The 25789-nt window shown below is 64.2% G+C and carries 25 protein-coding genes; 14 read left to right on the top strand and 11 right to left on the bottom strand.

Going from position 1 to position 25789, the window contains the following annotated elements; genetic code table 11:
* Both phnK and O7A05_RS21645 read right to left on the bottom strand, forming a co-directional pair.
* Positions 1-777: a phosphonate C-P lyase system protein PhnK gene (gene phnK, locus O7A05_RS21650; protein ID WP_337094987.1), complete on the bottom strand. Its 777-nt coding sequence runs from the start codon at positions 775-777 to the stop codon at positions 1-3.
* Positions 774-1742, bottom strand: a complete 969-nt coding sequence (locus O7A05_RS21645; protein WP_337094986.1) for an alpha-D-ribose 1-methylphosphonate 5-phosphate C-P-lyase PhnJ — start codon at positions 1740-1742, stop codon at positions 774-776. The genes phnK and O7A05_RS21645 overlap by 4 nt, the downstream gene beginning before the upstream one ends.
* Positions 1743-1801: 59 nt before the next feature.
* On the opposite strand from O7A05_RS21645, the gene O7A05_RS21640 reads away from it, so the two are divergent.
* Entirely contained in the window at positions 1802-1984 is a 183-nt protein-coding gene (locus tag O7A05_RS21640) for a hypothetical protein (RefSeq protein WP_224532070.1), read from the top strand.
* Positions 1985-1986: 2 nt separating this feature from the next.
* Here O7A05_RS21640 and O7A05_RS21635 read toward each other — a convergent pair whose 3' ends face one another.
* Genes O7A05_RS21635 through phnG form a run of 3 tightly spaced genes read right to left on the bottom strand, consistent with a single transcriptional unit; the run spans position 1987 to position 4176 of the window.
* A complete protein-coding gene (locus tag O7A05_RS21635; RefSeq protein WP_337094985.1) occupies positions 1987-3102 on the bottom strand; it encodes a carbon-phosphorus lyase complex subunit in 1116 nt (371 codons plus the stop codon).
* Position 3103: 1 nt separating this feature from the next.
* The gene (gene phnH, locus O7A05_RS21630) at positions 3104-3715 is read right to left on the bottom strand and encodes a phosphonate C-P lyase system protein PhnH (RefSeq protein WP_337094984.1); all 612 of its coding nucleotides are present in this window, start codon (positions 3713-3715) and stop codon (positions 3104-3106) included.
* Positions 3715-4176 carry a phosphonate C-P lyase system protein PhnG gene (gene phnG / locus O7A05_RS21625; protein ID WP_337094983.1) on the bottom strand — a complete coding sequence of 154 codons (462 nt, stop codon included), beginning with the start codon at positions 4174-4176 and terminating at the stop codon, positions 3715-3717. Before phnG ends, phnH begins: the two co-directional genes overlap by 1 nt.
* A 134-nt stretch (positions 4177-4310) precedes the next feature.
* Between phnG and phnF the strand changes: the two genes are divergently transcribed.
* On the top strand, positions 4311-5045 hold the full coding sequence (phnF, locus tag O7A05_RS21620; RefSeq protein WP_337095049.1) for a phosphonate metabolism transcriptional regulator PhnF: 735 nt from the start codon (positions 4311-4313) through the stop codon (positions 5043-5045).
* A gap of 332 nt (positions 5046-5377) precedes the next feature.
* Here phnF and O7A05_RS21615 read toward each other — a convergent pair whose 3' ends face one another.
* The 5 genes from O7A05_RS21615 to O7A05_RS21595 all read right to left on the bottom strand — a co-directional run bounded on the left by O7A05_RS21615 (position 5378) and on the right by O7A05_RS21595 (position 12010).
* Entirely contained in the window at positions 5378-6394 is a 1017-nt protein-coding gene (locus O7A05_RS21615; RefSeq protein ID WP_337094982.1) for a zinc-binding alcohol dehydrogenase family protein, read from the bottom strand.
* A 69-nt stretch (positions 6395-6463) separates the two neighbouring features.
* Complete coding sequence (locus O7A05_RS21610; RefSeq protein ID WP_224532065.1) at positions 6464-7429, bottom strand: ABC transporter permease; 966 nt, start codon at positions 7427-7429, stop codon at positions 6464-6466.
* The gene (locus tag O7A05_RS21605) at positions 7426-8979 is read right to left on the bottom strand and encodes a sugar ABC transporter ATP-binding protein (protein WP_337094981.1); all 1554 of its coding nucleotides are present in this window, start codon (positions 8977-8979) and stop codon (positions 7426-7428) included. The genes O7A05_RS21610 and O7A05_RS21605 overlap by 4 nt, the downstream gene beginning before the upstream one ends.
* Before the next feature lie 157 nt (positions 8980-9136).
* Positions 9137-10132, bottom strand: coding sequence for an ABC transporter substrate-binding protein (locus O7A05_RS21600; protein ID WP_337094980.1), 996 nt, complete (start codon positions 10130-10132; stop codon positions 9137-9139).
* A 372-nt stretch (positions 10133-10504) separates the two neighbouring features.
* Positions 10505-12010, bottom strand: coding sequence for a UxaA family hydrolase (locus tag O7A05_RS21595; protein WP_337094979.1), 1506 nt, complete (start codon positions 12008-12010; stop codon positions 10505-10507).
* Between the two features lie 254 nt (positions 12011-12264).
* Between O7A05_RS21595 and O7A05_RS21590 the strand changes: the two genes are divergently transcribed.
* From O7A05_RS21590 to gndA, 6 genes are all read left to right on the top strand, one after another.
* Positions 12265-13167: a GntR family transcriptional regulator gene (locus tag O7A05_RS21590; RefSeq protein WP_337094978.1), complete on the top strand. Its 903-nt coding sequence runs from the start codon at positions 12265-12267 to the stop codon at positions 13165-13167.
* A gap of 230 nt (positions 13168-13397) precedes the next feature.
* Entirely contained in the window at positions 13398-13745 is a 348-nt protein-coding gene (locus O7A05_RS21585; protein ID WP_337094977.1) for a hypothetical protein, read from the top strand.
* Between the two features lie 88 nt (positions 13746-13833).
* A complete protein-coding gene (locus O7A05_RS21580) occupies positions 13834-14391 on the top strand; it encodes a copper chaperone PCu(A)C (protein ID WP_337094976.1) in 558 nt (185 codons plus the stop codon).
* 30 nt (positions 14392-14421) lie between these two features.
* Positions 14422-14940 carry a YcnI family copper-binding membrane protein gene (locus O7A05_RS21575; protein WP_337094975.1) on the top strand — a complete coding sequence of 173 codons (519 nt, stop codon included), beginning with the start codon at positions 14422-14424 and terminating at the stop codon, positions 14938-14940.
* 117 nt (positions 14941-15057) lie between these two features.
* The gene (locus O7A05_RS21570) at positions 15058-16620 is read left to right on the top strand and encodes a copper resistance CopC/CopD family protein (RefSeq protein WP_415927039.1); all 1563 of its coding nucleotides are present in this window, start codon (positions 15058-15060) and stop codon (positions 16618-16620) included.
* Between the two features lie 57 nt (positions 16621-16677).
* On the top strand, positions 16678-18168 hold the full coding sequence (gndA, locus tag O7A05_RS21565) for an NADP-dependent phosphogluconate dehydrogenase (protein WP_337095048.1): 1491 nt from the start codon (positions 16678-16680) through the stop codon (positions 18166-18168).
* Here gndA and O7A05_RS21560 read toward each other — a convergent pair.
* Complete coding sequence (locus O7A05_RS21560; protein WP_337094973.1) at positions 18165-19208, bottom strand: LacI family transcriptional regulator; 1044 nt, start codon at positions 19206-19208, stop codon at positions 18165-18167. The genes gndA and O7A05_RS21560 overlap by 4 nt on opposite strands.
* 385 nt (positions 19209-19593) lie before the next feature.
* Between O7A05_RS21560 and O7A05_RS21555 the strand changes: the two genes are divergently transcribed.
* From O7A05_RS21555 to O7A05_RS21530, 6 genes are all read left to right on the top strand, one after another.
* Positions 19594-20832, top strand: coding sequence for an ABC transporter substrate-binding protein (locus O7A05_RS21555; RefSeq protein ID WP_337094972.1), 1239 nt, complete (start codon positions 19594-19596; stop codon positions 20830-20832).
* 79 nt (positions 20833-20911) lie between these two features.
* Positions 20912-21808 carry a carbohydrate ABC transporter permease gene (locus O7A05_RS21550; RefSeq protein WP_337094971.1) on the top strand — a complete coding sequence of 299 codons (897 nt, stop codon included), beginning with the start codon at positions 20912-20914 and terminating at the stop codon, positions 21806-21808.
* On the top strand, positions 21801-22733 hold the full coding sequence (locus tag O7A05_RS21545) for a carbohydrate ABC transporter permease (protein ID WP_337094970.1): 933 nt from the start codon (positions 21801-21803) through the stop codon (positions 22731-22733). Before O7A05_RS21550 ends, O7A05_RS21545 begins: the two co-directional genes overlap by 8 nt.
* Positions 22734-22735: 2 nt before the next feature.
* Entirely contained in the window at positions 22736-23836 is a 1101-nt protein-coding gene (locus tag O7A05_RS21540; protein WP_337094969.1) for an ABC transporter ATP-binding protein, read from the top strand.
* Between the two features lie 30 nt (positions 23837-23866).
* Positions 23867-24613, top strand: coding sequence for a sugar phosphate isomerase/epimerase family protein (locus tag O7A05_RS21535; protein WP_337094968.1), 747 nt, complete (start codon positions 23867-23869; stop codon positions 24611-24613).
* 11 nt (positions 24614-24624) lie between these two features.
* Positions 24625-25767, top strand: coding sequence for a Gfo/Idh/MocA family protein (locus O7A05_RS21530; protein WP_337094967.1), 1143 nt, complete (start codon positions 24625-24627; stop codon positions 25765-25767).
* The last annotated feature ends 22 nt before the right edge of the window (positions 25768-25789 follow it).

Below are 25789 nucleotides of genomic sequence, written 5' to 3'. Positions count from 1 at the left end.
TCACACCTGCAGGATGGAAGAAACGAGAAGCTGGGTATAAGGCGCGCGCGGATCGTCGAGCACGCGGTCGGTGAGGCCGCTTTCGACGACGCGGCCGTCCTTCATCACCATCATGCGCTGCGACAAAAGCCTGGCCACCGCGAGGTCGTGGGTGACGACGATCGCCGCCAGCCCGAGGTCAGTGACCAGCCCGCGCAGCAGATCGAGCAGGCGGGCCTGCACCGAGACGTCGAGGCCGCCGGTCGGCTCATCCATGAAGACGAGCCGTGGTCCGGTCACCAGATTGCGCGCGATCTGCAGGCGCTGGCGCATGCCGCCGGAAAAGGCGCGCGGCTCGTCGTCGATGCGGTCCTCGTCGATCTCGACGCGCGACAGCCAGTCGACGGCGGTGGCGCGGATCCTGCCGTAGTGGCGGTCGCCGACCGCCATCAGCCTTTCGCCGACATTGGCGCCGGCCGACACCGTCATGCGCAGGCCGTCCGCCGGGTTCTGGTGGACGAAGCCCCAGTCGGTGCGCATCAGGAAGCGGCGCTCGGCCTCGCTCATGCGGTAGAGCTCGCGCCATTGGCCATCGCGCATGCGGTAGCTGGCCGTGCCGGAAGAGGGCAGCAGGCGGGTCGACAGGCAGTTGAGCAGCGTCGTCTTGCCGGAGCCGGACTCGCCAACCACCGCCAGCACCTCGCCTGGCCAGAGGTCGAAGGTGATGTTCTCGCAGCCGACGCGCGAGCCGTAGAATTTGGACAGCGCTGAAACGCGCAGCAGCGGTTCGTCGGTCATTCGGCCTCCTTACCCTCCCCCTTGTGGGGAGGGTCGGCGCGCAGCGCCGGGGTGGGGATTGAAGAAAGAGAAGATTGGCCGTTCCCCCCACCCGCGCCTTCGGCGCTACCTCCCCACGAGGGGGAGGTAGAACCGCCGCGGCGCTTCTCGCAGTGGTCGGTATCGGAGCAGACGAACATGTGGCCGCCATGGTCGTCGAGGATGACCTCGTCGAGATAGACATTCTCGGCGCCGCAGAGCGCGCAGGGCTGGTCGAAGGTCTGGACCTCGAAGGGATGGTCCTCGAAATCGAGGCTGACGACGTCGGTGAAGGGCGGCACCGCATAGATGCGTTTCTCGCGGCCGGCGCCGAACAACTGCAAGGCGGGCGAGCGGTGCATCTTCGGATTGTCGAATTTCGGCGTCGGCGAAGGATCCATCACGTAACGGCCCTCGACCCTGACCGGATAGGCGTAGGTGGTGGCGATGCGGCCGTGCCTGGCAATGTCCTCATAGAGCTTCACATGCATGAGGCCGTATTCCTCCAGCGCATGCATCTTGCGCGTCTCGGTCTCGCGCGGCTCGAGGAAGCGCAGCGGCTCGGGGATCGGCACTTGGAAGACTAGCACCTGTCCCGCGTTGAGCGCATGCTCGGGGATGCGGTGGCGGGTCTGGATGATGGTGGCGGTTGCCGTGTCGGTGGTGACGGCGACATTGGCGACCTTCTTGAAGAAGGCGCGGATCGAGACGGCGTTGGTGGTGTCGTCGGCGCCTTGGTCGATGACCTTCAGCACGTCATCCGGGCCGATGATCGAGGCGGTGACCTGGACGCCCCCGGTACCCCAGCCATAAGGCATCGGCATCTCGCGCGAGGCGAAAGGCACCTGGTAGCCGGGGATGGCGATCCCCTTGAGGATGGCGCGGCGGATCATCCGCTTGGTCTGCTCATCGAGATAGGCGAAGTTGTAGGTGGCGATGTCGGTCATGGCGATCACGTCCGCTCTCTGCTATGAAATTGGCGCCCAAGACGCGGAAGGACGCCCGAATGGACTCTACCGGTTGGTTGCATCTTGGCGTGCTGCTGCTGGTGTTCGCCGGCTTCGCGACCTTTGCGCTGCGGAAAATGGTTCTCCCCGCGCCAAGGGAACCTCCGTACGGCGAGTCCTTCGGTGGCGGCGACTATACTGGCGGCTTCGACGGCGGCGGGCATTCCGGTAGCGGACACTGAAGTCATTCCGCCGCCTCGCGCTTCTCCTCAGCGGCCTTGTCCTCGTTTTGCCGCGCTTCGTATTCGGCGCGCATGCGGCGAACCAGGCCGAGCTCGGCTTGGAAGTCGACATAGTGCGGCAGCTTCAGATGCTCGACGAAGCCGGTCGCCTGGACATTGTCGGAATGCGAGATGACGAATTCCTCGTCCTGCGCCGCGGCGACGACGTCCTCGCCGAGCTCGCTCGCGCGTAGCGCCCGGTCGCAGAGCGCCATGGCCATCGCCTTGCGCTCGCTCTGGCCGAAGACGAGGCCGTAACCGCGCGTGAACTGCGGCGGCGCCTTGGCCGAGCCCTTGAACTGATTGACCATCTGGCATTCGGTGACGCGGATGGAGCCGAGCGGCACGGCGAAGGGTAGCTCCGGCACGTCGAGCTCCAGCTCGACCTCGCCGATGCGTATCTCGCCGACGAAGGGATGGTTGCGGGCGTAGCCGCGCTGCGTCGAATAGCCAAGCGCCAGGAGAAAGCCTTCGTCACCGCGCGACAGCGCCTGCAGGCGGATGTCGCGCGCCATCGGGAATTGCAGCGGCTCGCGCGTGATGTCGCCGGGCACATGGTCCAGCGGCATGTCGCCATCGGCCTCGATCAGGCCTTCATGGGCGAGGATCGCCGAAACGCGCGGCATGGCCTCCGGCTCGACCGGACGCTGCGCGGGCATCTCGACCTCGGCGCCGGCGGCAAGCTCCGGATCGAGCAGGCGATGGGTGTAATCGAAAGTGGGCCCAAGCACCTGTCCGCCGGGCAGGTCCTTATAGGTGGCCGAGACACGGCGCTCGACCTGCATGGCGCCGGTATCGACCGGATTGGTGTAGCCGAAGCGCGGCAGAGTGGTGCGGTAGGCGCGCACCAGGAAGATCGCCTCGATCATGTCGCCGCGCGCCTGGACGACGGCGAGAGCCGCAAGCTCGCGGTCGTAGAGCGAGCCTTCGCTCATGACCCGGTCGACGCCGAGCGCCAGCTGCTCGACGATCTGATCGAGGCGCAGCGCCGGCACCGAGCGATCGCCCCGGCGGCGATCGGCAAGCAGGCGGTGCGCGTTGGCAATAGCGGCTTCGCCGCCTTTCACCGCGACATACATGTCATGCCTCCATCGATTTGATGCGGATGGTGCGCGGCAGGCAGGCAAGGCTGCCGGGCGCCGCCAGGATGATGTCGACGCCGCGTGGGAAACGCTGGTTGTTCTGCTTCCACTGCTCGACGAAATGGCGCGGCATGCCTGGAGGCGCGATCATCGCCGTCTTTTCGATCCCCGGACCTTCGAGCAACAGCGACGGGCCCGAGGCAAGGTCGTCGACCAGGAGGACCAGCGTAGTCGAGCGGTCGGGATATTCCTGCGTGCCTTGCGCAAAACCGTCGAGCGCCGCCATCTCCTTCGGATTAGCGATCAAGGCGAAATGCGCGTCGGCGGGCGTGTTGGCCAAGGGCGCGCCGGTGTGGAAGCCGAGCCATGCCTTGACCGGGGCTTCGGCCTGCAGCGGCGGATCAAGCCAGACCGGCGTGTCGTTGTCGCAGAGCGAGAGCGCCACGGCGCCGGCCGTCGCCGACAACGGCGCCGGCGGGCGAGCGAGCTGCGGCAACGGCTGGACCGTGCCGGGGCGCGCCATCGCGTCCATGATGGCGCGGAACACTCCCTGGGCGTTGAAGACCGGCTCGGCGAAGCCGCCGTCGATCGATTGCGTGGCGATATCCATCAGTCCTCTCCGCGCACCATCGTGAAGAAATCCACTTTCGTGGCCGCCGTTTCGACACGCTTTGTCTCGCGCGCCGCATCGAGCGCCGCGCGCAAAGGCGCGGCGAGCTTCGCCTCGACCGCTTCGCGGTGCGCCGGGTCCTGCCAGAGCGCGTCGGCGATCGCCGCTAGCTTGGCCTTTCCCTTGTCGCGGCCGAGCGCATAAGAATGGCCGACTTGGCCGGAGGGCAGCCGCACCGTGGCCCGGGTGACCGTCGCCTCGCCGGCATTGAAGGGAGCGCCGCCGCCGCCGATCCGTCCGCGCACCGTCACCAGCCCGGTTTCGGGGCCGCGCAAAAGCTCAGCTTCGGAGGGCAGGCCCGACTCGTTCCATAGGCGGGCGATCTCATCGGCTTCGGCGTGCGCCAGCGTCGCCATCAAGGCTTTCCGCCCGGCCTGCTCGCGCGCTTCCTGTCCTCGCATCGCACCGCTCCTTGCCTGCATAAATTTGTCTATTGATATAGGCAACTATACAAATTATACCTACCTCCTAACGAGAGTCCATGACGGGTGAATGACAACCCGGGAAAAATGCTTGGGGGCGATGGGTGACCGGACTGGCGAGCAGCATCGAACGGCGCAACGGCGTGTCGCTATGGCGGCAGATCGCCGACAGGATCCTGCAGGGGATTGCGAGCGGCGATTTCCAAGAGAATGTGGCGCTGCCGCCCGAGGTCGCGCTGGCGGAACGCTACGGGGTCAACCGCCACACGGTGCGCAGCGCTATTGCAGCCCTTGTGCAGGAAGGCGTGCTGAAGGCCGAGCAGGGACGCGGCACCTTCGTGTTGTCGCGCAAGCGGCTGTCCTATCCGATCGGCGCGCGCACGCGCTTCTCGACCGGACTGCAGGGGCAGACGAGCGAGCGGCATATTGCGCTCTTGTCGTCATCGACGGAGCCGGCCAGCCGGCGCATCGCGGAGGCGCTGGGCATCGCCGAGGGCGCGGCCGTCATCCGCCTGGAGACCCGCGGCGAGGCCGATGGCCATGCGGTGTCGCGCGCAACGACCTGGTTCGACGCAAAGCGCTTCGCCGGCATCGAGGCCGCGATGGCCGAGACGGGGTCGATCACCGCCTCACTGAAGCGCTTTGGCATCAATGACTATCTGAGGCATTCGACCGTGCTGTCGGCGCGCCACGCCGATGCCGACGACCTTGCAGCCCTCGATCTGCAGCCCGGCGCCATCGTGCTGGTCACAATTGCAATCAACGTGACGCTCGACGGTGAGCCAATCCAGTTCGCGGAGTCGCGCTTTCCGGCAGAGCGGGTGGAGCTGAAGTTGTCGGTGTTGTAGGGAGTGCCAGCCTTGTACGAGCCCGTGATTGATCTGCTTTACGCTGATGTCAGGTCGCTTACTTGTCAGCGGCTTGGCGTTTGAGACTCGCCTTCCCCCACTCCGTCTCGGCTTCGCCGAGCCACCTCTCTCCCCTCCGGAGGGAGAGGAAAGGAGCACGCTGGCGACCGGAGAAGCAGTGTGTCCGGTTGAAGAGCGTTGGCTGCAAGGCTCGCACCCTTCCTCTCCCCCGTCGATCGGGGGAGAGGTGGCTCGGCGAAGCCGAGACGGAGTGGGGGTCGACTTGTGCGGCGCTCCGTCAATTCGGGCCGAGTTCACCGCCTGTCCTGTTATCACCCGACCTCGATGACCGCCTTGATCAGACCCGACTTCTCATGTGTCCATCTGGCGAGGTCGCGCGGCGTTCCGGCGAGCGTCGTGCGATGGGTGACCAGCTTGTTCAATGGCACGGCGCCGTTGCGGATCGATGCGGCGACATGCTCGAAATCGGCCTTGAGGGCATTGCGGCTGCCGACCAGCGTCATCTCGCGCTTGTGGAATTCGGGGTCGGAGAAGGTGATATCGTCCTTGACGACGCTGACCAGCACCAGCGTGCCGCCATGCGCGACATGGGCGAAGGCCGACTGCACCGATTGCGTGTTGCCGGTCGCGTCGAACACAAGGTCGAACCCTTCGCCGGCGGTTGCCTGCCGCACCAGTTCGTCGGCCGCTGCCTTCGAGCCGTCCAGCGCGGCAAAGCCGAGTTGCTTTTCGGCGAAATCGAGCCGCTCGGCGCTCATGTCGAGCAGACTGACATCCAGCCCGGCGATGCGCGCGAAGATCGCCGTGCCGAGGCCGATCGGGCCGGCGCCGATGACCAGCGTGCGCTGGCCGGGTATGCTAAGCGATCTCCGCACCGCATGCGCGCCGATCGCCAGGAATTCGACCGCCGCGGCATCGGCGAGCGACAGGCCGTTCGCCGGATAAAGGTTCTGGGCCGGCACCAGGATCTCGTCGCACATGGCGCCGTCGCGGTGAACGCCGAGCACTTCGATCTTCACACAGCAATTCGGCTTGCCGTGCCGGCAGGCGATGCATTTGCCGCATGAAAGATAAGGGTTGATGATCACCTGCTCGCCGACGGCGATATCGACGCTTTCGCCCTTCTCGACGATCGTGCCCGAGACCTCGTGGCCCATGACGCGCGGATAGGCCAGGAACGGGTGCTTGCCTTCGAAGATATGATAGTCCGTGCCGCAGATGCCTACATGGCTCACCGCCACGCGCGCCCAGCCGGGCGGCGGCGCGCCTGGGTCGGCGCGGTCTTCGAGGACAAGCTCGCCGGGCGAACGGCAGACAACGGCTTTCATATCGCAAATCCAAGCAAAAGAGCGCCGGCCTCGCTCGAGCGGGGCCGGCGCGTTAGTTTCAGGGAGGAGTCATTTGCCGCGACGGCGCAGGCCGTCGAAGTAGACGATGACGATGATCAGCAGACCGGTGATAACGCGCTGCCAGAAGGTGTTGACGTTGAGCAGGTTGGCGCCGTTGTTGATCGTCGACAGGATGAAAGAGCCGATCAGCGGACCGTGCACGGAGCCGATTGCGCCGAAGAGCGAGGTGCCGCCGATCACCGACGAGGCGATGGCCTGCAGCTCATAGGTGTCGCCCTGCGTCGGGTTGCCGATGCCGATGCGCGAGGCCAGGAGCACGCCGACAATGGCCGCCAGAAGGCCGGACAGGATATAGGCCATGAAGATGGTGCGCGGCACGTTGACGCCGGACAGGCGCGCGGCCTCGGCGTTGGAGCCGACCGAGAACAGGTAACGGCCCCAGCGCGTGTGGTGCAGGAAGACATAGGACGGGATGGCGACCAGGATCACCATCCAGAACAGGTAGGGAATGCCTGCGAGCGAGCCGCGCGAGAAAGCCTGGAACGAGTCGCTGTTGATCGAGATCGAGTTGCCGTTCGTCATCAGGAGGCCGATGCCGCGCAGCGAGGTCATGGTGGCCAAGGTGATGATGAAAGGCGGCAGGCCCATCTTGACGATGCCGAAGCCGTGGAAGAGGCCGATGGCGACGCCCACCAGCAGCGTGATCAGCACCGCGGCCCAGATCGGCCAACCGGCGTTGATCAAAAGCGCGACAATGACGGTGGTGAAGCCGACCACCGCGCCGACCGACAGATCGATGCCGCCGGTGATGATGACGAAAGTCTGGCCGACGGCGAGGATGGCGATCAGCGAGCCCTGACGCAGAAGGTTGGTGATGTTGAGCGTCGTGGCGAAGGACGGCGTGGCGACGGCCAGCACGATCCACATCAGGAGCAAAAGGCCAAGCAGCGTCAGGCCGAAGAGGGCGTTGAAATTGCGCTTGGGTTTTTCGGCGGGGATCGCCTCGGTGCTCATTTTTGTCCTCCCGACTTTTCTTGTTTCTCGGCCAGTGCCTGACCCAAAATATCCTCGTGGCTGGCGGTCCGGAAACCATGGGTCGCGACCAGCTTGCCGCGCCGGAACACGTGCAGCGTATCGGCAAGCTCATAGACTTCCGGCAGATAGGACGAGATCAGGATGATGCCGGCGCCCTTGGACAGCAGCGTCGAGAACAGGCGGTAGATCTCGGCCTTGGTGCCGACGTCGACGCCCACCGTCGGCTCGTCGAAGATGAACAGCTTGGCGCCATGCGCCAGCCATTTGCCGATGACGATCTTCTGCTGGTTGCCGCCCGAAAGGCTGGAAGCCAGCGCATGGCGCGTCGGCGTCTTGATGCGCAGATCGGCGATCTGGCGGTCGGCCTCGGCCTTCTCCTTGGGGCCCGAGATCAGCAAATTGCTGGAGATGCGTTTGTAGATCGGCAGGTTGAGGTTCATGCCGACCGGCAAATTGAGGCACAGGCCCTGGTCGCGGCGGCTTTCCGGCGCCAGCGCCATGCCAAGCCGGATCGCGTCGTGCTCGGAATTGACCTCCACTTCCTTGCCTTGCCACAGGATCTGGCCCGCAGATTTCCTGTGGCGGCCGTAAAGCGTGGTGACGAACTCGCTGCGCCCGGCGCCGATCAGGCCGTAGAGGCCGACGATCTCGCCGGCGCGGACGGTCACCGAGACATTCTCGAAGCCTTTGCCGGAGAGGTTCTTCGTCTCGACGATGGTCGCGCCCGGTGTAAAATGCTCCTTGTGGTAGATCTGCTCGATCGAGCGGTTGATCATCAGTTTGACCAGCTCGGGCTCGTCGGTCTCGGCGATGTTGCGGGTGCCGACCAGAGTGCCGTCGCGCAGCACGGAAACGCGGTCGGCGAGCTCGAACACTTCCTCCATGCGGTGGCTGATATAAATGATGGTGACGCCTTCGCCCTTGAGCCGCCGGATCAGCTTGAAGAGCTGGTCGGCCTCCTTGCGGGTGAGATAGGCGGTCGGCTCGTCGAAGATCAGAAACTTCGTGCCGCGCACCGTAGCGCGGGCGGCGGCGATCAGCTGCTGCTGGCCGATGGTGAGATCGCCGAGCATGACATGCGCCGGCAAGTCGAAGCCCAGCCCGTCAATGATCTTCTGCGCGTCCTTCACCATGGCGCGCTGCTGCAGCAGGCCGAAGCGTGACTCCTCCTCGCCGAGGAACATGTTGGCGGCGACGGTGAGATGGCGGCACAGCACCACCTCCTGGTGGACGGCGTTGATGCCCAGCGCCATCGCCTCATGCGGCGTGGCCAAGGCGGTCGGCTTGCCTTCCCAGATCACCTCGCCGGATGTGCGCGGCATGACGCCGGTCAGGAGCTTGATGAGGGTGGATTTGCCGGCGCCGTTCTCGCCGACGATGGCGTGGATCTCGCCCGCCTTGAAGGCAAGATGCACGGGCTTCAGCGCATGCGTGCCGGGATAGCGCTTTTCCAGCCCGTTGAGCTCGAGGATCGTCCTGCCCGGGGCCAGCGTGGGGGCGGGGTGCAGGTCCTGCGCCGTCGACGTCATGACAATCCTCCCAGATTGGTCTCAACCGTTGGGCACGCAGCGATGCGTCTGACGCGCATCTTGAAGTCGGAGCCTAAATCAGGCCGGCGAATTTCCAAATCGCCCCGATGGATGTTTCCGGGGCGCAAGGCCCCGGAAACGACTGTCGCAACGCTGCTCACTTGAGCTTCGGGTTGAGCAGAGCGTCGATCTTCGGATCCTTCATGTTGTCCTTGGTGACGAGGTTCGCGCCGGTGTCGACATTGGCCTCGACCTTCTCGCCCTTCGAGGCGGCCAGAGCGGTCTTGATGCCGTCATAGCCCATCCGGTACGGATCCTGGACCACCAGGCCCGAGATGACGCCGTCATTGAGGAACTTGATGAGCTTTTCGTCGCTGTCGAAGCCGATCAGCGCCACCTTGCCGCCGAGATTGTTTTCGGCGATCGCCTGGCCGACGCCTTGCGCCATGATCAGGTTCGAGGCGAAGATGCCCTTGAGGTCAGGATTGGCGGTGATCAGGTCGGTCGCGATGTTCAAGCCCGTGGTGGCCTGGCCGTCGGCATATTTGTCGGCGACAAGCTGGAGGCCCGGATACTTGGCCTTGATCTGTTCGATGAAGCCTTGCTTGCGCTGCTCGAGCGAGCCGGCGCCGGGAAGCGCCGTGATCATCGCGACCTTGCCTTCCACCTTGCCGCCATTGGCAGCGCCGATCGCCGCGGCGAGACCGTCGGCGGCGACGCGGCCGCCCTGCACGTTGTCGGTGGTCAGGAAGGAGGTGAAGGCCTTGGAGTCGGCGCCGGAATCGATGCCGATGACCTTGACCTTGGAAGCCGCCTCATCGATCGGCTTGCCGAGCGCCTTGAACTCGGTCGGCGAGATAACGACGGCCGCCGGGTTGCTGGCGACGGCGTTCTCGAGGATCGAGATCTGGCCGTTAACGTCGGTTTCGGCCTGCGCGCCGAGCTCAGGCACGTTGACGCCGAGATCCTTGCCGGCCTTGCGCGCGCCGGCCAGCACGATCTGCCAGTAGAAGGATGTGGTGTCCTTGACGATGATCGGAATGGTCACGTCGGCTGCCGAAGCGGGCGCGGAATGCATTGCGCCGGCAAGCATCGAAGCTGCGGCCAAGGCCACGAAGGCGCGGCGGTTGAGAAGGCTGGTCACGAATTTCATTAGGTTCCTCCCTAAGGTCGCCTGGTGAAGGTTGCGGAAGCTCCGTTTGGATAGGCGAGTCCAAAACAGAACTTTATCAATAAAAAACAGATGCCTTTTGTTGATAATGCATCGCCATGATCGATGCAAGCGGTGTCTGGTGCCGTTCATGTGATCCGGGACGAGGTTTGCTCCTCCCTGGCTACATATCGGCGCTTCCGTTCCTCCTTGTTGCTATGGAACGATAATTTCACGGCACTGTCAATGTGGAATATTCATTCCACCACGAGGTCGCGCAATTGTGAAAGCAGACGTCCTTGCTGGCGCCAGCGCTTCCCTCGCGGCGACCAGCCTGCAGGATGACGTTTCGTTCCCACTTTTCGGGATCATGCTCTAAAGCGTTGCGCCGAGATGCCAGGGCACGAATTCGTTGTCGCCGTAGCCGAACGCCTCGCTCTTGGTCTTTCGGCCGGACGCAGTCTCGATGATCAGTTCGAAGAGCTCGCGGCCCATGCCGCCGATCGTCTTCTCGCCCGAGGCGATGACGCCGCAATTGACGTCCATGTCCTCTTCCATTTGGTGATACATGGTCGAATTGGTGGCGACCTTGATCGAAGGCGTCGGCCGGCAGCCGAAGCAGGAGCCGCGGCCGGTGGTGAAGACGATGACGTTGGCGCCGCCGGCCACCTGTCCGGTCGCTGAGACCGGGTCGTAGCCGGGCGTGTCCATGAACACCAGACCGCTCCCCGAAACCTTCTCGGCATAGCCGAAGACGCCGTTGAGCGGCGTCTGGCCGCCCTTGGCGACCGCGCCCAGCGATTTCTCGAGGATCGTGGTCAGGCCGCCGCGCTTGTTGCCCGGCGAGGGATTGTTGTCGATCGAGGCGCCGTGCTTGGCGGTGTGGTCCTCCCACCACTTCACAAAGCCGTCGAGCTTGGCGGCGATCTCGGGCGAGGCGGCGCGATAGGCAAGCAGATGTTCGGCGCCGTAGATCTCGGTCGTCTCCGACAGGATGCCGATGCCGCCGCAGCCGGCCAGGATATCGACGGCGGCGCCCAGCGCCGGGTTTGCGGTGATGCCGGACATGCCGTCCGAGCCGCCGCATTGCAGTCCGACGACGATCTCCGAGACTGGGATCGGCTCGCGTTGCAACTGGCCGACTTCCTCGGCGATCTCGGCCAACACGCCCATCGCCTTCTCGACCGACTTGCGCGAGCCGCCGGCCTCCTGGATGTTGAAATGCCGCTTTCCCGCAGCCACGCCCTTCTGACCATACAGCGTGAGCTGGTTGACCTCGCAGCCGAGCCCGACCATCAGCACGCCGCCGAAATTCGGATGGCGCGCATAGCCGGCTAGCGTGCGGTGCAGCACCATCATGCCGTCGCCGGTAGCGCTCATGCCGCAGCCCTGGCCGTGCACGATCGGCACGAAACCGTCAATGCCGGGATATTTCGGCAGCAGCGTGCGGTTGGCTTCGTCGGCGATGGCGTGGCAGACGGTAGACGAGCAATTGACGCTGGCGATGATGCCGATGAAATTGCGCGTGCCGGCCCGGCCATCGGCGCGGCGGTAGCCCATGAAGGTGCGCTTGCGGTCGGCCTCGGTGGCGTGCTCGGCCTCGCTCGGCGGCACCACAGGCAAGCGGCCGCTCTCGAAAACCAGATTGTGCGAATGGACGTGCTCGCCGGGCGCGATGTCTTGCGTGGCGCGACCGATAGCCTGCGCGTATTTCACCACCGCTTCGCCTGCAGCAATGGGCTTGATCGCGACCTTGTGGCCCGGCTCGATCACCGCAATAGCCTTGGCGCCGCCCGGCAATGCGGCGCCGATCTCGAGACGGCCATTGGCGACGGCGACATTGTCGGCGGGAGAAAGGAGGATGGTGTTTGCAACGTTCACGGGCGGCTGTCCTGGGTGATCCTGGGAATGCGGGCGGATTGACTTGCGCCCGTTTAAAGGTAATGTCTTTTATCGGGAAAAAACATTTTTGCGTCAATTGTTTTTTCGTCGCGGGCAATGCGCGTCGCAGGGACGTGCATGATTGTCCTTCTGGCAAACCGGCGAAAGGCGTTCTGCTTTTCGGAAGCTTGCGCTAGGTACACCGATCATATCGCGCTTCCGGCAGGCCGCCGCAAGCGTTGGGGATACGGGGCATGTCGAAGAGCAACAACGTCTACAAGGACGCCTATAACCGCTGTCTGCGGCTGCTCGACGAGACCAAGAGCCTGCCGTCGGAACCGGAGCTCGGCACGTTGCTCGGCGTCAGCCGCACCACGGTGCGCAGCATCCTTGCGCGCATGGAAGAAACCGGGCTGATCGACTGGAACAAGCGCAACAAGACGGTGCTCAGGGCGCCGCGGCCCGAGGATTTCTTCCCCGAGGAAGAGACCGACTCGCTGGCCGAGATCATCGAGCGCTCCTTCATGCGGCGTCTGCTTGCGGGGGGCGCCGAAGCCGGCATGCAGATCAACGAGCTGGAGCTGGCGCGCGAGATCGGCGTCGGCACCACCAGCGTGCGCGAATTCCTGATCCGCTTCTCGCGCTTCGGCCTGATTGAGAAAAGGCGCAACAGCCATTGGGTGCTGAAGGGTTTCACGCGCGCCTTCGCGCTGGAGCTGACCGAGATCCGCGAGATGTTCGAGCTGCGCTCGGCGGCGGCTTTCGCCGCGCTGCCGGAGGACAGCGCGGTGTGGGCCGATCTCGACCGGCTGGAGGGCGAGCATCGACAGCTCGCCAGCCAAATCGCCACGCGCTTCAACGAATTCTCCGAGCTCGACGAGCGCTTCCACCGGCTGATTCACCGCGCCTCGCACAACCGCTTCATCGTCGACTTCTACGATGTGATCGCGATGATCTTCCATTACCACTATCAGTGGAACAAGGCCGAGGAGCGCCAGCGCAACGAGGTCGCCGTGCAGGAGCATCTTGCCTATATCGCGGCGCTGAGATCGCGCGATCCCGGCAAGGTGGACGCCGCCTGCCGCAAGCATCTGAAGTCGGCGCGCCAGACGCTGCTGAGCTCCATTCCCGAAGGGCGGCAGGCGCAGCCCGCCTAGGGTCTGTTGATATTCAGCTGATGCCGGCCTGACCTGAACTCGACAGATCCCAGCGGATGTCGTCCAGAAGCGTGCAGCGGTTCTGGGATAACGACATGCATAAAAACAAGCGCGTCGCGCCGCGTTGCCGCAGCGCGGTTTTGCCGATTTCCCGCCCGCATTCCCCGTGCTACCGTCGACGCGTTTCCGAGAGTGGCTTTGCGTTGGATATCCGGCTGAGACGATGGAGCATGCCGGCCGCGTTCGTCGCGGCGCTGCTTCTATTGCTTCAGTCCTCTCTCGGCGCTTTCGCCTTCGGCGCGCCTTCGCAGCTCGACGCTTTCGGCAACGTCATCTGCACGCATGAAGGTGCCGTAAAACTCCCCGGCGGCGATCCCCACCAGCAGCATATGCCGGCCTGCTGCTCGCTCGGCTGCAGCATGGTTTCGCCGGCGCATCTGCCGCCGCCTGAAGCAGGCACGCTGGCCGGAACCCGGCTTTTCGAGCCCGTCGCCTTCCAGCTTCCGGCCTTCCGGCACCAGGATTTCGCCCGCGACCGCTCTCCGGCCAATCCGCGCGCGCCGCCGGCAATGGTTTGATCCGCGGAACCTTCCGCGGGCCTATTCATCCAAAGATCAGACTGTTCGCGGCCGCATTCCGGCACGATCCCGTACTCATGGAGCAATCATGTCCAATCTTCTTCCCAAGGCGCAAGCCTTCACCCTTCGCGGCGCGCCGCCCTTCCACCTCCAGCTGCGCGTTGGCCTTGCCGTGCTCAGCCTGCTTTTGCTCTTCGCCTGCATTCCCGCCGCCCTCGCGCATGAGTTCAAGGTCGGCGATCTCGAGATCGAGCATCCCTGGTCGCGGGCGACGCCGCCCGGCGCCAAGGTGGCCGGCGGTTATTTCACCGTGGTCAACAAAGGCAGCGTGCCGGACCGGCTGCTGTCGATTTCCTCCGACATCTCAGAAAAAGCCGAACTGCATGAGATGGGCGTCAAGGACGGCGTCATGATCATGCGGCCGGTCGAGGGCGGCCTGGAGATCCCGGCCGGCGGCAAGGTCGCGCTGAAGCCAGGCGCCTACCACCTGATGTTTACCGGCCTCAAGCGGCAGCCGAAGCAGGGCGAGAAATTCCCGGCGATGCTGACCTTCGAGAAGGCCGGCAGCGTCAAGGTCGAGTTCGCCGTCGAAGGCATGGGCGAGACGGGCAGTGGCGACATGGGCGACATGGATCACGCCGAATAATCCGCCAATTCGAAATCAGAGGGACAATTCATGAAGAAGTATCTTTTGGCGGCGGGCGTGCTTTGCGCGCTCGGGACCAATGCCGCGCTCGCCCACATTACGCTCGAAACGCAGGAAGCGGCCGTCGGCTCGACCTACAAGGCGGTCTTGCGCGTGCCACATGGCTGCGAGGGCAAGGCGACGACCGCGGTGCGCGTGCAGATCCCCGAAGGCATCATCGCGGTGAAGCCGATGCCCAAGCCCGGCTGGACGCCGCAGGTCAAGAAGGGCAAATACGAGAAATCCTACCAGCTCTATGGCGAGACTCTGACCGCCGGCGTCAAGGAAGTGGACTGGAGCGGCGGCAATCTGCCCGACGAATTCTATGACGAGTTCGTCTTCCGCGCTTCGCTGGCGGCCGATCTGCCGGCCGGCCAAATGCTCTATTTCCCGGTGGTGCAGGAATGCGGCGATGCCGCCGAGCGCTGGATTGAGATCCCGGCGGCGGGCCAGGATGAGGACTCCTTGGAAACGCCGGCGCCCGGCATCAAATTGCTGCCGAAGAAATGATCTCTGTTGGCGCGCTCCCTCGGGGCGCGCCAACATTTCCTGTAAGACGGCATGAACGCAGCACTGCCTTCCTCGATGAACCGCATGCTTGCCGGCTCGCTTTCCTGGCTGGTGGCAATGCTCGTGGCGATGGTGGTGTTGGTAATACCCGGCCGCGCATTGGCGCATGCGGCGCTTGTCGCGACCGACCCGGCCGACGGCGCCGTGCTGACGCAAGGTCCCGGCAAATTCTCGCTGACCTTCAGCGAGCCTGTCTCGCCGCTGGTGCTGACGCTTGTGCGGCCGGACGGCTCGCAGCTTGCGCTGGCATCCTTCCGTCTCAAGGACCAGACGGTCGAGATCGACAATCCCGAAACGCTCAAATCCGGCACGCATGTGCTGAGCTGGCGGGTGGTGTCGGTCGACGGCCATCCGGTCGGCGGTTCGGCGCTTTTTTCCATCGGCGCGCCAAGTGCCGCGCCGGTGGCGGGCGAAGCCGTGGACTGGACGCTGCGCGCGGTGATCTGGGCGGCCAGGCTGTTTCTCTATGCCGGCCTCTTTCTTGGCGTCGGCGGCGCATTCGCGCTCGCCTGGCTGGCCGAAGACCGGCGCTGCGGCCAGCGCTTCGTCGCCGCGGCACTGCTTTTCGGCCTCGCCGGCGCGCCGTTGTCGCTTGGGTTGCAGGGGCTGGACGGTCTTGGCGCGCCGCTCGTCCGGTTTGCGGCGCCGACGGTCTGGAAGACCGCGCTGGAAACGAGCTTCGTCTGGACGGTGCTGATCGGCCTGATCGCGCTCGGTCTCGCGCTGCTTTCGCTTTCCGGTCCATCAGGCCTTCGCAAGCTCTCGGCAAGCGCAGCACTGCTCGGTGTCGGCGCCGCCCTTGCCGTCAGCGGCCATGCCAGCGCCGCCCAACCGCAATGGCTGACGCGGCCACTGGTGTTCCTGCACGGCACCGCAATCGCCTTCTGGGCCGGTTCGCTGGCGCCGCTCGGGCTGGCGTTGCGGCAGCAGCCGGCGGAAGCAAAAGCCTTTCTGCGGCGCTTCTCCCTCGCGATCCTGCCGGTCGTCATCGCGCTTGCCGCCAGTGGCATCGTGCTGGCGATCATCCAGGTGCAGCAGCCGGCAGCGTTGATCCATACTGCTTATGGCCGGCTGCTGCTGCTCAAGCTCACCCTGCTGCTCTTCCTGTTCACGTTGGCCGCCATCAACCGCTGGACGTTGACGGCTCCCGCCGAAGCCGGCGACACCGAGGTGCAGCGGCGGATGGTGCGCTCGATCGGCATCGAGATCGTGATCGTGCTTGCCATTTTCGGCGTCGCCGCCGGCTGGCGCTTCACCCCGCCGCCACGCGCGCTGGCGATCGCCGCCGCGCAGCCGGTGTCGATCCACATCCACACGCTGAAGGCGATGGCCGATCTCAGCATCACGCCCGGCCATGCCGGCGAGGTCGCCGCTTCAATGATGATCATGACCGGCGATTTCGGGCCTCTCGACGCCAAGGCGGTGACGCTAGTGCTGTCGAAGCCGGATTCCGGTATCGAGCCGATCAAACGGCCGGCGAGAAAACCCGGCGACGGCACCTGGCGTATCGACAATCTCGTCATCCCGCTCACCGGCCGCTGGAACGCCCGGCTAGATATCCTCGTTTCGGACTTCGAGATGGTGAAGATCGAGGCGCCGATCGATATCCGCGGTGAGTGACATTCAGGTGAGGACGGCCTCCGAGACGGTTGACGCAGCCGCCAAGGCCCGTCATTCATCTGGGAAAGGCGTTCTCCAGAACGCAACCCACAACAAGCATCCGAACGCAGGGAAGAAACGATGGAAAAAGCCGAAATCGGCCTGATCGGCCTTGGCACGATGGGTTCCAACCTGGCGCTCAACATCGCCGAGCATGGGCACCGCATCGCCGTCTTCAACCGCACACCGTCGCGCACCGATGCCTTCGTCGAGAGCGCCGGTTCGCTGAAGGACATGGTCGTTCCCTGCTACGGCCTGGAGGAACTCGCCGCGGCGATCCGCCCGCCGCGGCCGATCATCATCATGGTGCTGGCCGGCAAGCCGGTCGACGAGCAGATCGCGGCGCTGCGCGGCGTGCTTTCCGACAACGACATCGTCATCGATGCCGGCAACGCCAATTTCCGCGACACGATGCGCCGCTTCTCGGAGCTGTCCGGCTCGGGCCTGACCTTCATCGGCATGGGCGTGTCGGGCGGTGAAGAGGGCGCGCGCCATGGTCCGTCGATCATGGTCGGCGGCACGGAAGAGTCCTGGAAGCGCGTTGAAAAGGTGCTGACCGCGATCTCCGCCAAGTTCAAGGGCGAGCCTTGCGCCGCCTGGCTCGGACATGACGGCGCCGGCCATTTCGTCAAGACCATCCACAACGGCATCGAATATGCCGACATGCAGATGATCGCCGAGATCTACGGCATATTGCGCGACGGCCTCGGCATGGCGCCCAAGGAGATCGGCAAGGTCTTCGAAGAGTGGAACAAAGGCCGGCTCAACTCTTACTTGATCGAGATCACCGCAAAAGTTCTCGCCGCCGACGATCCCAAGACCGGCAAGCCGGTGGTCGACATCATCCTCGATCGCGCCGGGCAGAAGGGCACCGGCAAATGGTCGGTCATCGAGGCGCAGCAGCTCGGCATTCCGGCGACGGCGATCGAGGCCGCGGTCGCGGCGCGCGTGCTGTCGTCGCTCAAGGACGAGCGGCAGGCGGCGGAAAAGGCCTATGGCGATATGGGTGTCGAAAAGATCTCCGGCGACAAGGCCGCGCTGCTCAAGGATCTGGAGCTCGCCTTGTTCGCCGGCAAGATCGCGGCTTACGCCCAAGGCTTCGCGGTGATGAGCGGCGCCTCCAAGGAATTCAACTGGAACCTGCCGATGCCGACCATCGCCAAGATCTGGCGCGCCGGCTGCATCATCCGCTCGCAGATGCTGGACACGATGGCCGAGGCGTTCGGTTCGGGCGGCGCTTCCACCAACCTGCTGATGGCGCCGGCCTTCATCGCCATGATGAAGGAGGCGCATCCGTCGCTCAGGCGCATCGTGGCGCGCGCATCCGAGGCCGGCTCGCCGGTGCCGGCGCTGTCCTCGGCGCTTGCCTATTTCGACAGCTACCGCCAGGGCCGCGGCACCTCGAACCTGATCCAGGCGCAACGCGATTTCTTTGGCGCGCACGGCTTCGAGCGTATCGGCGAGCAGGGGGCGTTCCATGGACCTTGGGGCAGTGGGGCGGGACACTAACCCCGATAGGGCAGGACCTCGCTCGGCGTACTCAGCGATTGCAGCGAGCCGGGGTCGGCGCCGCCGATCCAGCCGAGCACCGCGCGGGCGAGTTCGGAGCCGGCCAGCCGGAAGTTCTCGTTGACGACGAGCAGCTCCCGCCGGAACAGATGCAGCAGCTCCGACGATTGTTTCGACACCACGTCGACGTCGCGACCGAGCTCCAGCCCGGCGTCCTCGATACCGGCCACGATGGCGAGCGTCGCGGCGGCGGCGCTGCTGACGAAGCCGTCCGGCCGGTCCTTGCGCCGCATCAATTGCGCTGTGCGCATCCTGATCTGCTCGATCGACTGGTCGATGGAGACGGTGTTGAACGGCACCTCGCTGGCGCCCACCTCGCTCAGCGCATCGGCAAAGCCGTTCACCGTATGGCCGTAATAGGTGAGGCCAACCGGCGGCGTCACAAGCGCAAGCCGGTTGCGACCCCTGCCGGCGAGATAGCGCACGGCTTCGCCGGCAAAGGTGTAGTTGTCGAAGTCGTGATAGGGATGCACCAGCCCCATGTCGGTGCGGCCATGCGTGGCGAAGGGAATGCCGCGCTCCAGCATGTAGCGCGCCCGCGGATCGTTGGGCTGGGTGCGTGAGATGATGACGCCGTCGGCCGAGCCCGTCTCGACCAGATAGCGCACCGGGTCCAGCGGATCCTGCGAGCGCGAATAGGGCGTGACGATCAGATGGTAGGGCGTGTCTGCGATCACCTCGGTGACGCCGTAGATGATGTCCGAGACGAAGCTCATCAGCTCGTGCTCGGTGTTCAGCACGAGCGAGATGACGTTGGTCTTGCCGGTTCTCAAGCGGACGCCGGCTCGGTTCGGGCGATAGCCGATCTGCTTGGCGACAAGCTGGACGCGACGCCTGGTCTCGGCGCCGATCTCGGGCGCATCCTTCAGCGCGCGCGAGACCGTCGTGACACCAAGCCCCGTCATGAAGGCGAGCGTTTTCAGCGTCGGCCGCTCCGTGCGCGACGCGTCGTCGTCCTTCTTCGTTACCCGTCTATCCATTCGTCCCGCCCGTCAGGCGCATAGCAGCCGCGGGGCTGGCCGGCAATCGCGCGGTGTTGACTTTTGCGCGTCCTTTAGCCCGTAACTTGCTCAGTATACTGAAACGTTACAGGTTGCCAAGATTCGTGACTGGCAAGCGAGACCGCAACCTCTGCACTCCGAGTATGGAGGACAATTGGAAGCCACTGGAATCGCAAAGAAATATCGGCTTTCGCGCGAATTGGACACCAATCGAGCGCCTCCACGGTAGTTTCGTCGCCTCGGCAGAAAGATTTTGTTCGCGGCTCGAAAAAATCGGTCCGGGCTCTGAAGCGAGGGGTTGCCGAGGCGGATCATTTGCCGTATCGAAAATCTGTAACGTTTCAGATTCTGGGAGGAAGCCGAAATGCGAAATAAATTCCTGACTGCCGCCTTCGCCGCGACGGTTGCGCTCAACTTCGCCGGTCCGGCCGCCGCGACCGACCTGGAGGTCACCCACTGGTGGACTTCCGGCGGCGAGGCGGCCGCGGTGGCCGAGCTTGCCAAGGCATTCGACGCGACGGGCAATCACTGGGTCGACGGCGCCATTGCCGGCTCCGGCGGTACGGCGCGCCCGATCATGATCAGCCGCATCACCGGCGGCGACCCGATGGGCGCCACTCAATTCAACCACGGCCGCCAGGCGGAAGAGCTGGTGCAGGCCGGGCTGATGCGCGACCTCACCGACATTGCCACCAAGGACAAGTGGACGGAGATCGTGCGGCCGAAGAGCCTGCTCGACAGCTGCACGATCGACGGCAAGATCTATTGCGTGCCGGTCAACATTCATTCCTGGCAATGGCTGTGGCTGTCCAGCGAGGCCTTCCAGAAGGCCGGCCTGCCGGTGCCGAAGGACTGGAATGAGTTCGTCGCGGACGCGCCGGCGCTGGAAAAGGCCGGCATCATCCCGCTCGCCGTGGGCGGCCAGCCCTGGCAGGCATCGGGCGCCTTCGACGTGCTGATGGCCGCTGTCGGCGGCACCGACACCTTCCTCAAGGTCTACAAGGACAAGGACGCCAAGTTTGCCGCCGGTCCCGAGATCGCCAAGGTGTTCAAGGCCGCCGACGACGCCCGCAAGATGGCCAAGAACACCAATGTGCAGGACTGGAATCAGGCCACCAACCTGGTCATCACCGGCAAGGCCGCCGGCCAGATTATGGGCGACTGGGCGCAGGGCGAGTTCCAGGTCGCCGGCAAGACCGCCGGCAAGGACTATACCTGCCTGCCTGGCCTTGGGCTCAACGAAGTTATCGCGACCGGCGGCGACGCCTTCTACTTTCCCCTGCTCAAGGATGAAGCGAAGTCCAAGGCGCAGATAGTGCTGGCGGAGACGCTGCTCGATCCTAAGACCCAGGTCGCCTTCAATCTCAAGAAGGGCTCGCTGCCGGTGCGCGGCGACGTCGACCTCAACACGGCGAACGACTGCATGAAGAAGGGTCTCGCCATCCTCGCCAAGGGCGCGGTCATGCCCTGGACGGACCAGCTGCTTTCGCAGGACAGTCAGAAGCAGAAGGAGGACCTGTTCTCCGAATTCTTCGCCAAGCCCGACATGACGCTCGAAGAGGCGCAGAAGCGCTTCGCCGACATCATCGCCTCGGCGGACTGACAACCGGCGCCCCCGCCGGCTTCCGACCCCAGCCTATCGGGGTCGGGAGCTCGATGTCCTCATTGCCCAGCCGGCCGAGATGAGCAGCAGCAGCAAACGCCCCAGTAAGCTTTTCCGCAACCTGAATGCCAAGGTCGCATCGATCCCGATGATCCTGACGGCGCTTGTGGTGTTCGTCGGCGGCACGGCCTGGACGGTGCTCTATTCCTTCACCAATTCGAAGCTTTTGCCTCGGCTCAACTTCGTCGGGCTCGACCAGTATCACCGGCTCTGGTCGACGTCGCGCTGGCTGGTCTCGATCGAGAACCTCTTGATCTATGGCGCGATCTCGCTGGTGTTCTCGCTGGCCATCGGCTTCCTGCTTGCAGCCCTTCTCGACCAGAAGATCCGCTTCGAAGACACGTTCCGCACCATCTTCCTCTATCCCTTCGCGCTGTCCTTCATCGTCACCGGGCTGGTCTGGCAATGGCTGCTCAACCCGGATTTCGGCGTCCAGCGCGTCGTGCGCGATCTCGGCTGGACAAGCTTCAGCTTCGACCCGCTCTATAATTCCAGCCTCGTCATCTACGGCATTTCGATCGCGGCGCTCTGGCAGGGCACGGGCCTGGTCATGTGTCTGATGCTCGCTGGCCTGCGCGGCATCGACGAAGACATCTGGAAGGCGGCAAGGGTGGACGGGATACCTATGTGGAAGACGTACCTCTTCATCGTCATCCCGATGATGCGGCCGGTCTTCATCACCACGCTGGTCATCATCGCCGCCGGCATCGTCAAGGTCTATGACCTGGTCGTGGCGCAGACCAGCGGCGGCCCCGGCATCGCGTCGGAAGTGCCGGCGAAATATGTCTACGATTACATGTTCTTCGCCCAGAATCTCGGCCAGGGTTTCGCCGCCTCGACCATGATGCTGTTGTCGGTGGTGATCGTCATCGTGCCCTGGGCCTATCTCGAATTCGGAGGCAAGAAGCGTGGCTGACGTCGCCTCCCTGTCCACCGGTGCGCACGCGCTCAAGCGCAATGCCACTGGCCCGAGCGGACCAAAGCCGCGGCATGTGCTGTCGCGCCGAAACATCTTCCTCTACGGCACGCTGATCGTCGTGGCGATCTATTACCTCTTGCCGCTCTACGTGATGATCGTCACGTCGCTGAAAGGCATGCCGGAAATCCGCCTCGGCAACATCTTCTCGCCGCCGGTGGAAATCACCTTCGAACCCTGGGTGAAAGCCTGGGCGAGCGCCTGTACCGGCCTCAACTGCGACGGGCTCTCGCGCGGCTTCTGGAATTCGGTGCGCATCACCGTGCCATCGGTGATCCTGTCGATCGCGATCGCCTCGGTGAACGGCTATGCCCTGGCCAACTGGCGTTTCAAGGGTGCCGACACCTTCTTCATCATCCTGATCGTCGGCGCCTTCATCCCCTATCAGGTGATGATCTATCCGATCGTCATCATCCTGCGCGAGATCGGCATATACGGCACGCTGACCGGGCTGGTGATCGTGCATTCGATCTTCGGCATGCCGATCCTGACGCTCTTGTTCCGCAACTATTTCACGTCGATGCCGGAGGAGTTGTTCCGCGCCGCTCGCGTCGACGGCGCCGGTTTCTGGGGCATTTATCTGCGCATCATGCTGCCGATGTCGCTGCCGATCTTCGTCGTCGCCATCATACTGCAGGTGACCGGGATCTGGAACGACTTCCTGTTCGGTGTCGTCTACACGCGTCCCGACACCTATCCGATGACGGTGCAGCTCAACAACATCGTCAACTCTGTCCAGGGCGTGAAGGAATATAACGTCAACATGGCCGCGACGATTCTTACCGGCCTCGTTCCGCTCATCGTCTATTTCATTTCCGGCAAGCTCTTCGTGCGCGGCATCGCCGCCGGCGCGGTGAAAGGATGATGATGGCAGCTGAAATCGCCAATCCCAGCGTTTCGATCCAGGACCTGTCGCTCAATTTCGGCGCCGTCTCGGTGCTGCAGACGCTCAACTTGGATGTCGCCAACGGCGAATTCATCGTGTTGCTCGGCCCGTCCGGCTGCGGCAAGTCGACCTTGCTCAACTGCATCGCCGGACTGCTGGACATTTCGGAAGGCCGCATCTTCATTAAAGGCAAGAACGTCACCTGGGAGGAGCCGAAGGACCGCGGCATCGGCATGGTGTTCCAGTCCTATGCGCTCTATCCGCAGATGACGGTGGAGAGGAACCTCTCTTTCGGCCTGCGCGTCGCCGGCGTGCCGAAGGACGAGATCGCCAAGCGCATCGCGCGCGCCGCCGAGATCCTGCAGATCGAGCCGCTGCTGCAGAGGAAGCCCTCGGCGCTGTCGGGCGGTCAGCGCCAGCGCGTGGCGATCGGGCGCGCGCTGGTGCGCGACGTCGACGTCTTCCTGTTTGACGAGCCGCTCTCCAATCTCGATGCCAAGCTGCGTTCGGAGCTGCGCGTCGAGATCAAGCTTCTGCACCGAAGGCTTCAGAACACCATGATCTACGTCACCCACGACCAGATCGAAGCCATGACGCTGGCCGACCGCATCGCGGTGATGAAGGGCGGCGTCATCCAGCAGCTCGACGCACCGCAGACGATCTACAACCGCCCCGTAAACCGCTTTGTGGCCGGCTTCCTCGGCTCGCCGGCGATGAATTTCTTAGACGGAAGGCTGGAGAAGGCGGGCGGCGACTGGCTGTTTGCCGTCGAGGAGGTGCGCATCCCGCTTGCGACCTATGCCTTCGAGAAGGAACCGGCGCCGGGGCCTGCGGTCTTCGGCATCCGGCCCGAGCATGTCGCCTTCAACAGCGGAACGGGCTGGCCCTTCACCGCGACGGCCAATGTCGAGGTCGTCGAGCCGATGGGTTCCGACACGCTGGTCTGGCTGAAGCTCGGCCAGCAGAACTTCACCGTGCGCGTCACTTCCGAACGCACGCCGAAAAACGGGGATGCGGTCAGCGTCGGTTTCGATCCGATGCGCGCCTCGCTCTTCGACGCTCAAACCGGCAACCGCCTTTAACCTCCCAAGACCAATGAACGGACAGGACAGATGAACTGGTCATTCCAACTCTACAGCGCCCGCAATTTCCAGCCATGGAACCGCGTGGTGAAAATGCTTGGGCAACTCGGCTATGCCCAAGTCGAGGGCTTCGGCGGCGTCTATGACGACCCGAAGGCATTCCGCGCCGAGCTCGACAAGAACGGGCTTGCGATGCCGACCGGGCATTTCTCGATCGATGCGCTGGAAAACGATTTCGACGGCGTGCGCAAAATCGCCGACGCGCTTGGCATCACGCTGCTGATCTGCCCCTATCTGATGCCCGATCAGCGCCCGTCCGACGCCGCCGGCTGGCGCGGTTTCGGCGAGCGTCTCGCCAAGGTCGGCGAGGTGGCGAAAAACGCCGGCTACGGCTTTGCCTGGCACAACCACGATTTCGAATTCAAGGCGCTTGCCGACGGCTCGCTGCCGCAGGATCACATCCTGTCCGCCGCGCCCGATATCGGCTGGGAAATGGACGTGGCCTGGGTGATCCGCGGCGGCGCCGATCCGCTGCCCTGGATCGAAAAACACGGCAAGCGCATCAGCGCCGTCCACGTCAAGGATATCGCCAAGCCGGGCGAGGGGCTCGATGAGGACGGTTGGTCTGACGTCGGTCGCGGCACGATCGACTGGGCGGGCCTGTTCAAGACATTGCGCGCGAAAAGCGCGACGAAGTATTTCGTCATGGAGCAGGATAACCCCAACGACATCGAGCGCTTCGCCCGTCGCTCGATCGAATCCGTCAAGAACTACTAGGACATATCATCATGGCAAACAAACTTGGCGTAGGCGTCATCGGCTGCGGCAACATCTCGAAGGCGTATTTCTCGCTGGCGCCGTTGTTCCGCGGCATCAAGATGCGCGCCTGCGCGGACATCAACATGGAGGCCGCGAAGGCGCGGGCGAAGGAATTCAAGCTTCGCGCCGAGACGGTCATCGACCTGCTCAAGGACGAAGAGATCGACATCATCGTCAACCTGACGATCCCGGCGGTGCACTATGAAGTGTCGAAGGCGGTGCTCGACGCCGGCAAGCATGTCTATTCGGAAAAGCCGTTCGTGCTGTCGATCGAGGAAGGGCTGGACCTGAAGAAGCGGGCCGAGAAGAAGGGCCTGCGCATCGGCTCGGCGCCGGATACTTTCCTCGGCGGCGCGCACCAGCTGGTCCGCAATCTCATCGACAGCGGCAAGCTCGGCGCGATCACCAGCGGCACCTGCCATGTGATGGGCCATGGCATGGAGCACTGGCACCCCAATCCGGATTTCTTCTTCCAGCCGGGCGCCGGTCCGGTGCTCGACATCGGGCCGTATTATGTCACCAACCTGATCCAGCTGATCGGACCGGTAAAACAGGTGGCGGCCTTCGCGACGACGCCGGCCAAGGAGCGGACGATCTCGTCGAAGCCGCGGGCGGGCGAGAAGATCCCGGTGAACACGCCGACCACCATCCACGCACTGCTTGAATTCGCCAATGGCGCGGTGATCACGCTCAACACCTCCTGGGACGTCTGGAGCCACGGCCACGCGCCGATGGAGCTCTATGGCGAATTGGGCACCGTCTTCGTGCCGGACCCTAATTTCTTCGGCGGCGAGGTGCGCTTTACGGACAGCGCCAAGCCGGTGAAGAAACTGCCGAAATGGAACCATCCGTTCGGCGTGCCGAACGAGATGCACGGCCAGGGCATGATGGCGAACTATCGCACCGCCGGCCTGGCCGACATGGCAATCGCGATCGCCGAAGGGCGGCCGCATCGCTGCTCGATGGAGCTGGCGCTGCACGCCGTCGACGTCATGACCGGCATCCTGCGCTCCGGCGAAAGCGGCAAATATGTCGCCATGCAGACGACCTGCGAACGGCCGGCCGCACTCGGCGTCAAGGACGCGAAGGCGCTGCTGGCCAAGAAAAACTAGGTGGCAACCCCCTCTCCCCGTT

Source organism: Mesorhizobium argentiipisi (SeqCode) (assembly GCF_037179585.1).
GTDB classification, from domain to species: domain Bacteria; phylum Pseudomonadota; class Alphaproteobacteria; order Rhizobiales; family Rhizobiaceae; genus Mesorhizobium; species Mesorhizobium argentiipisi.
This window is presented reverse-complemented; position numbering and strand designations above follow the sequence as displayed.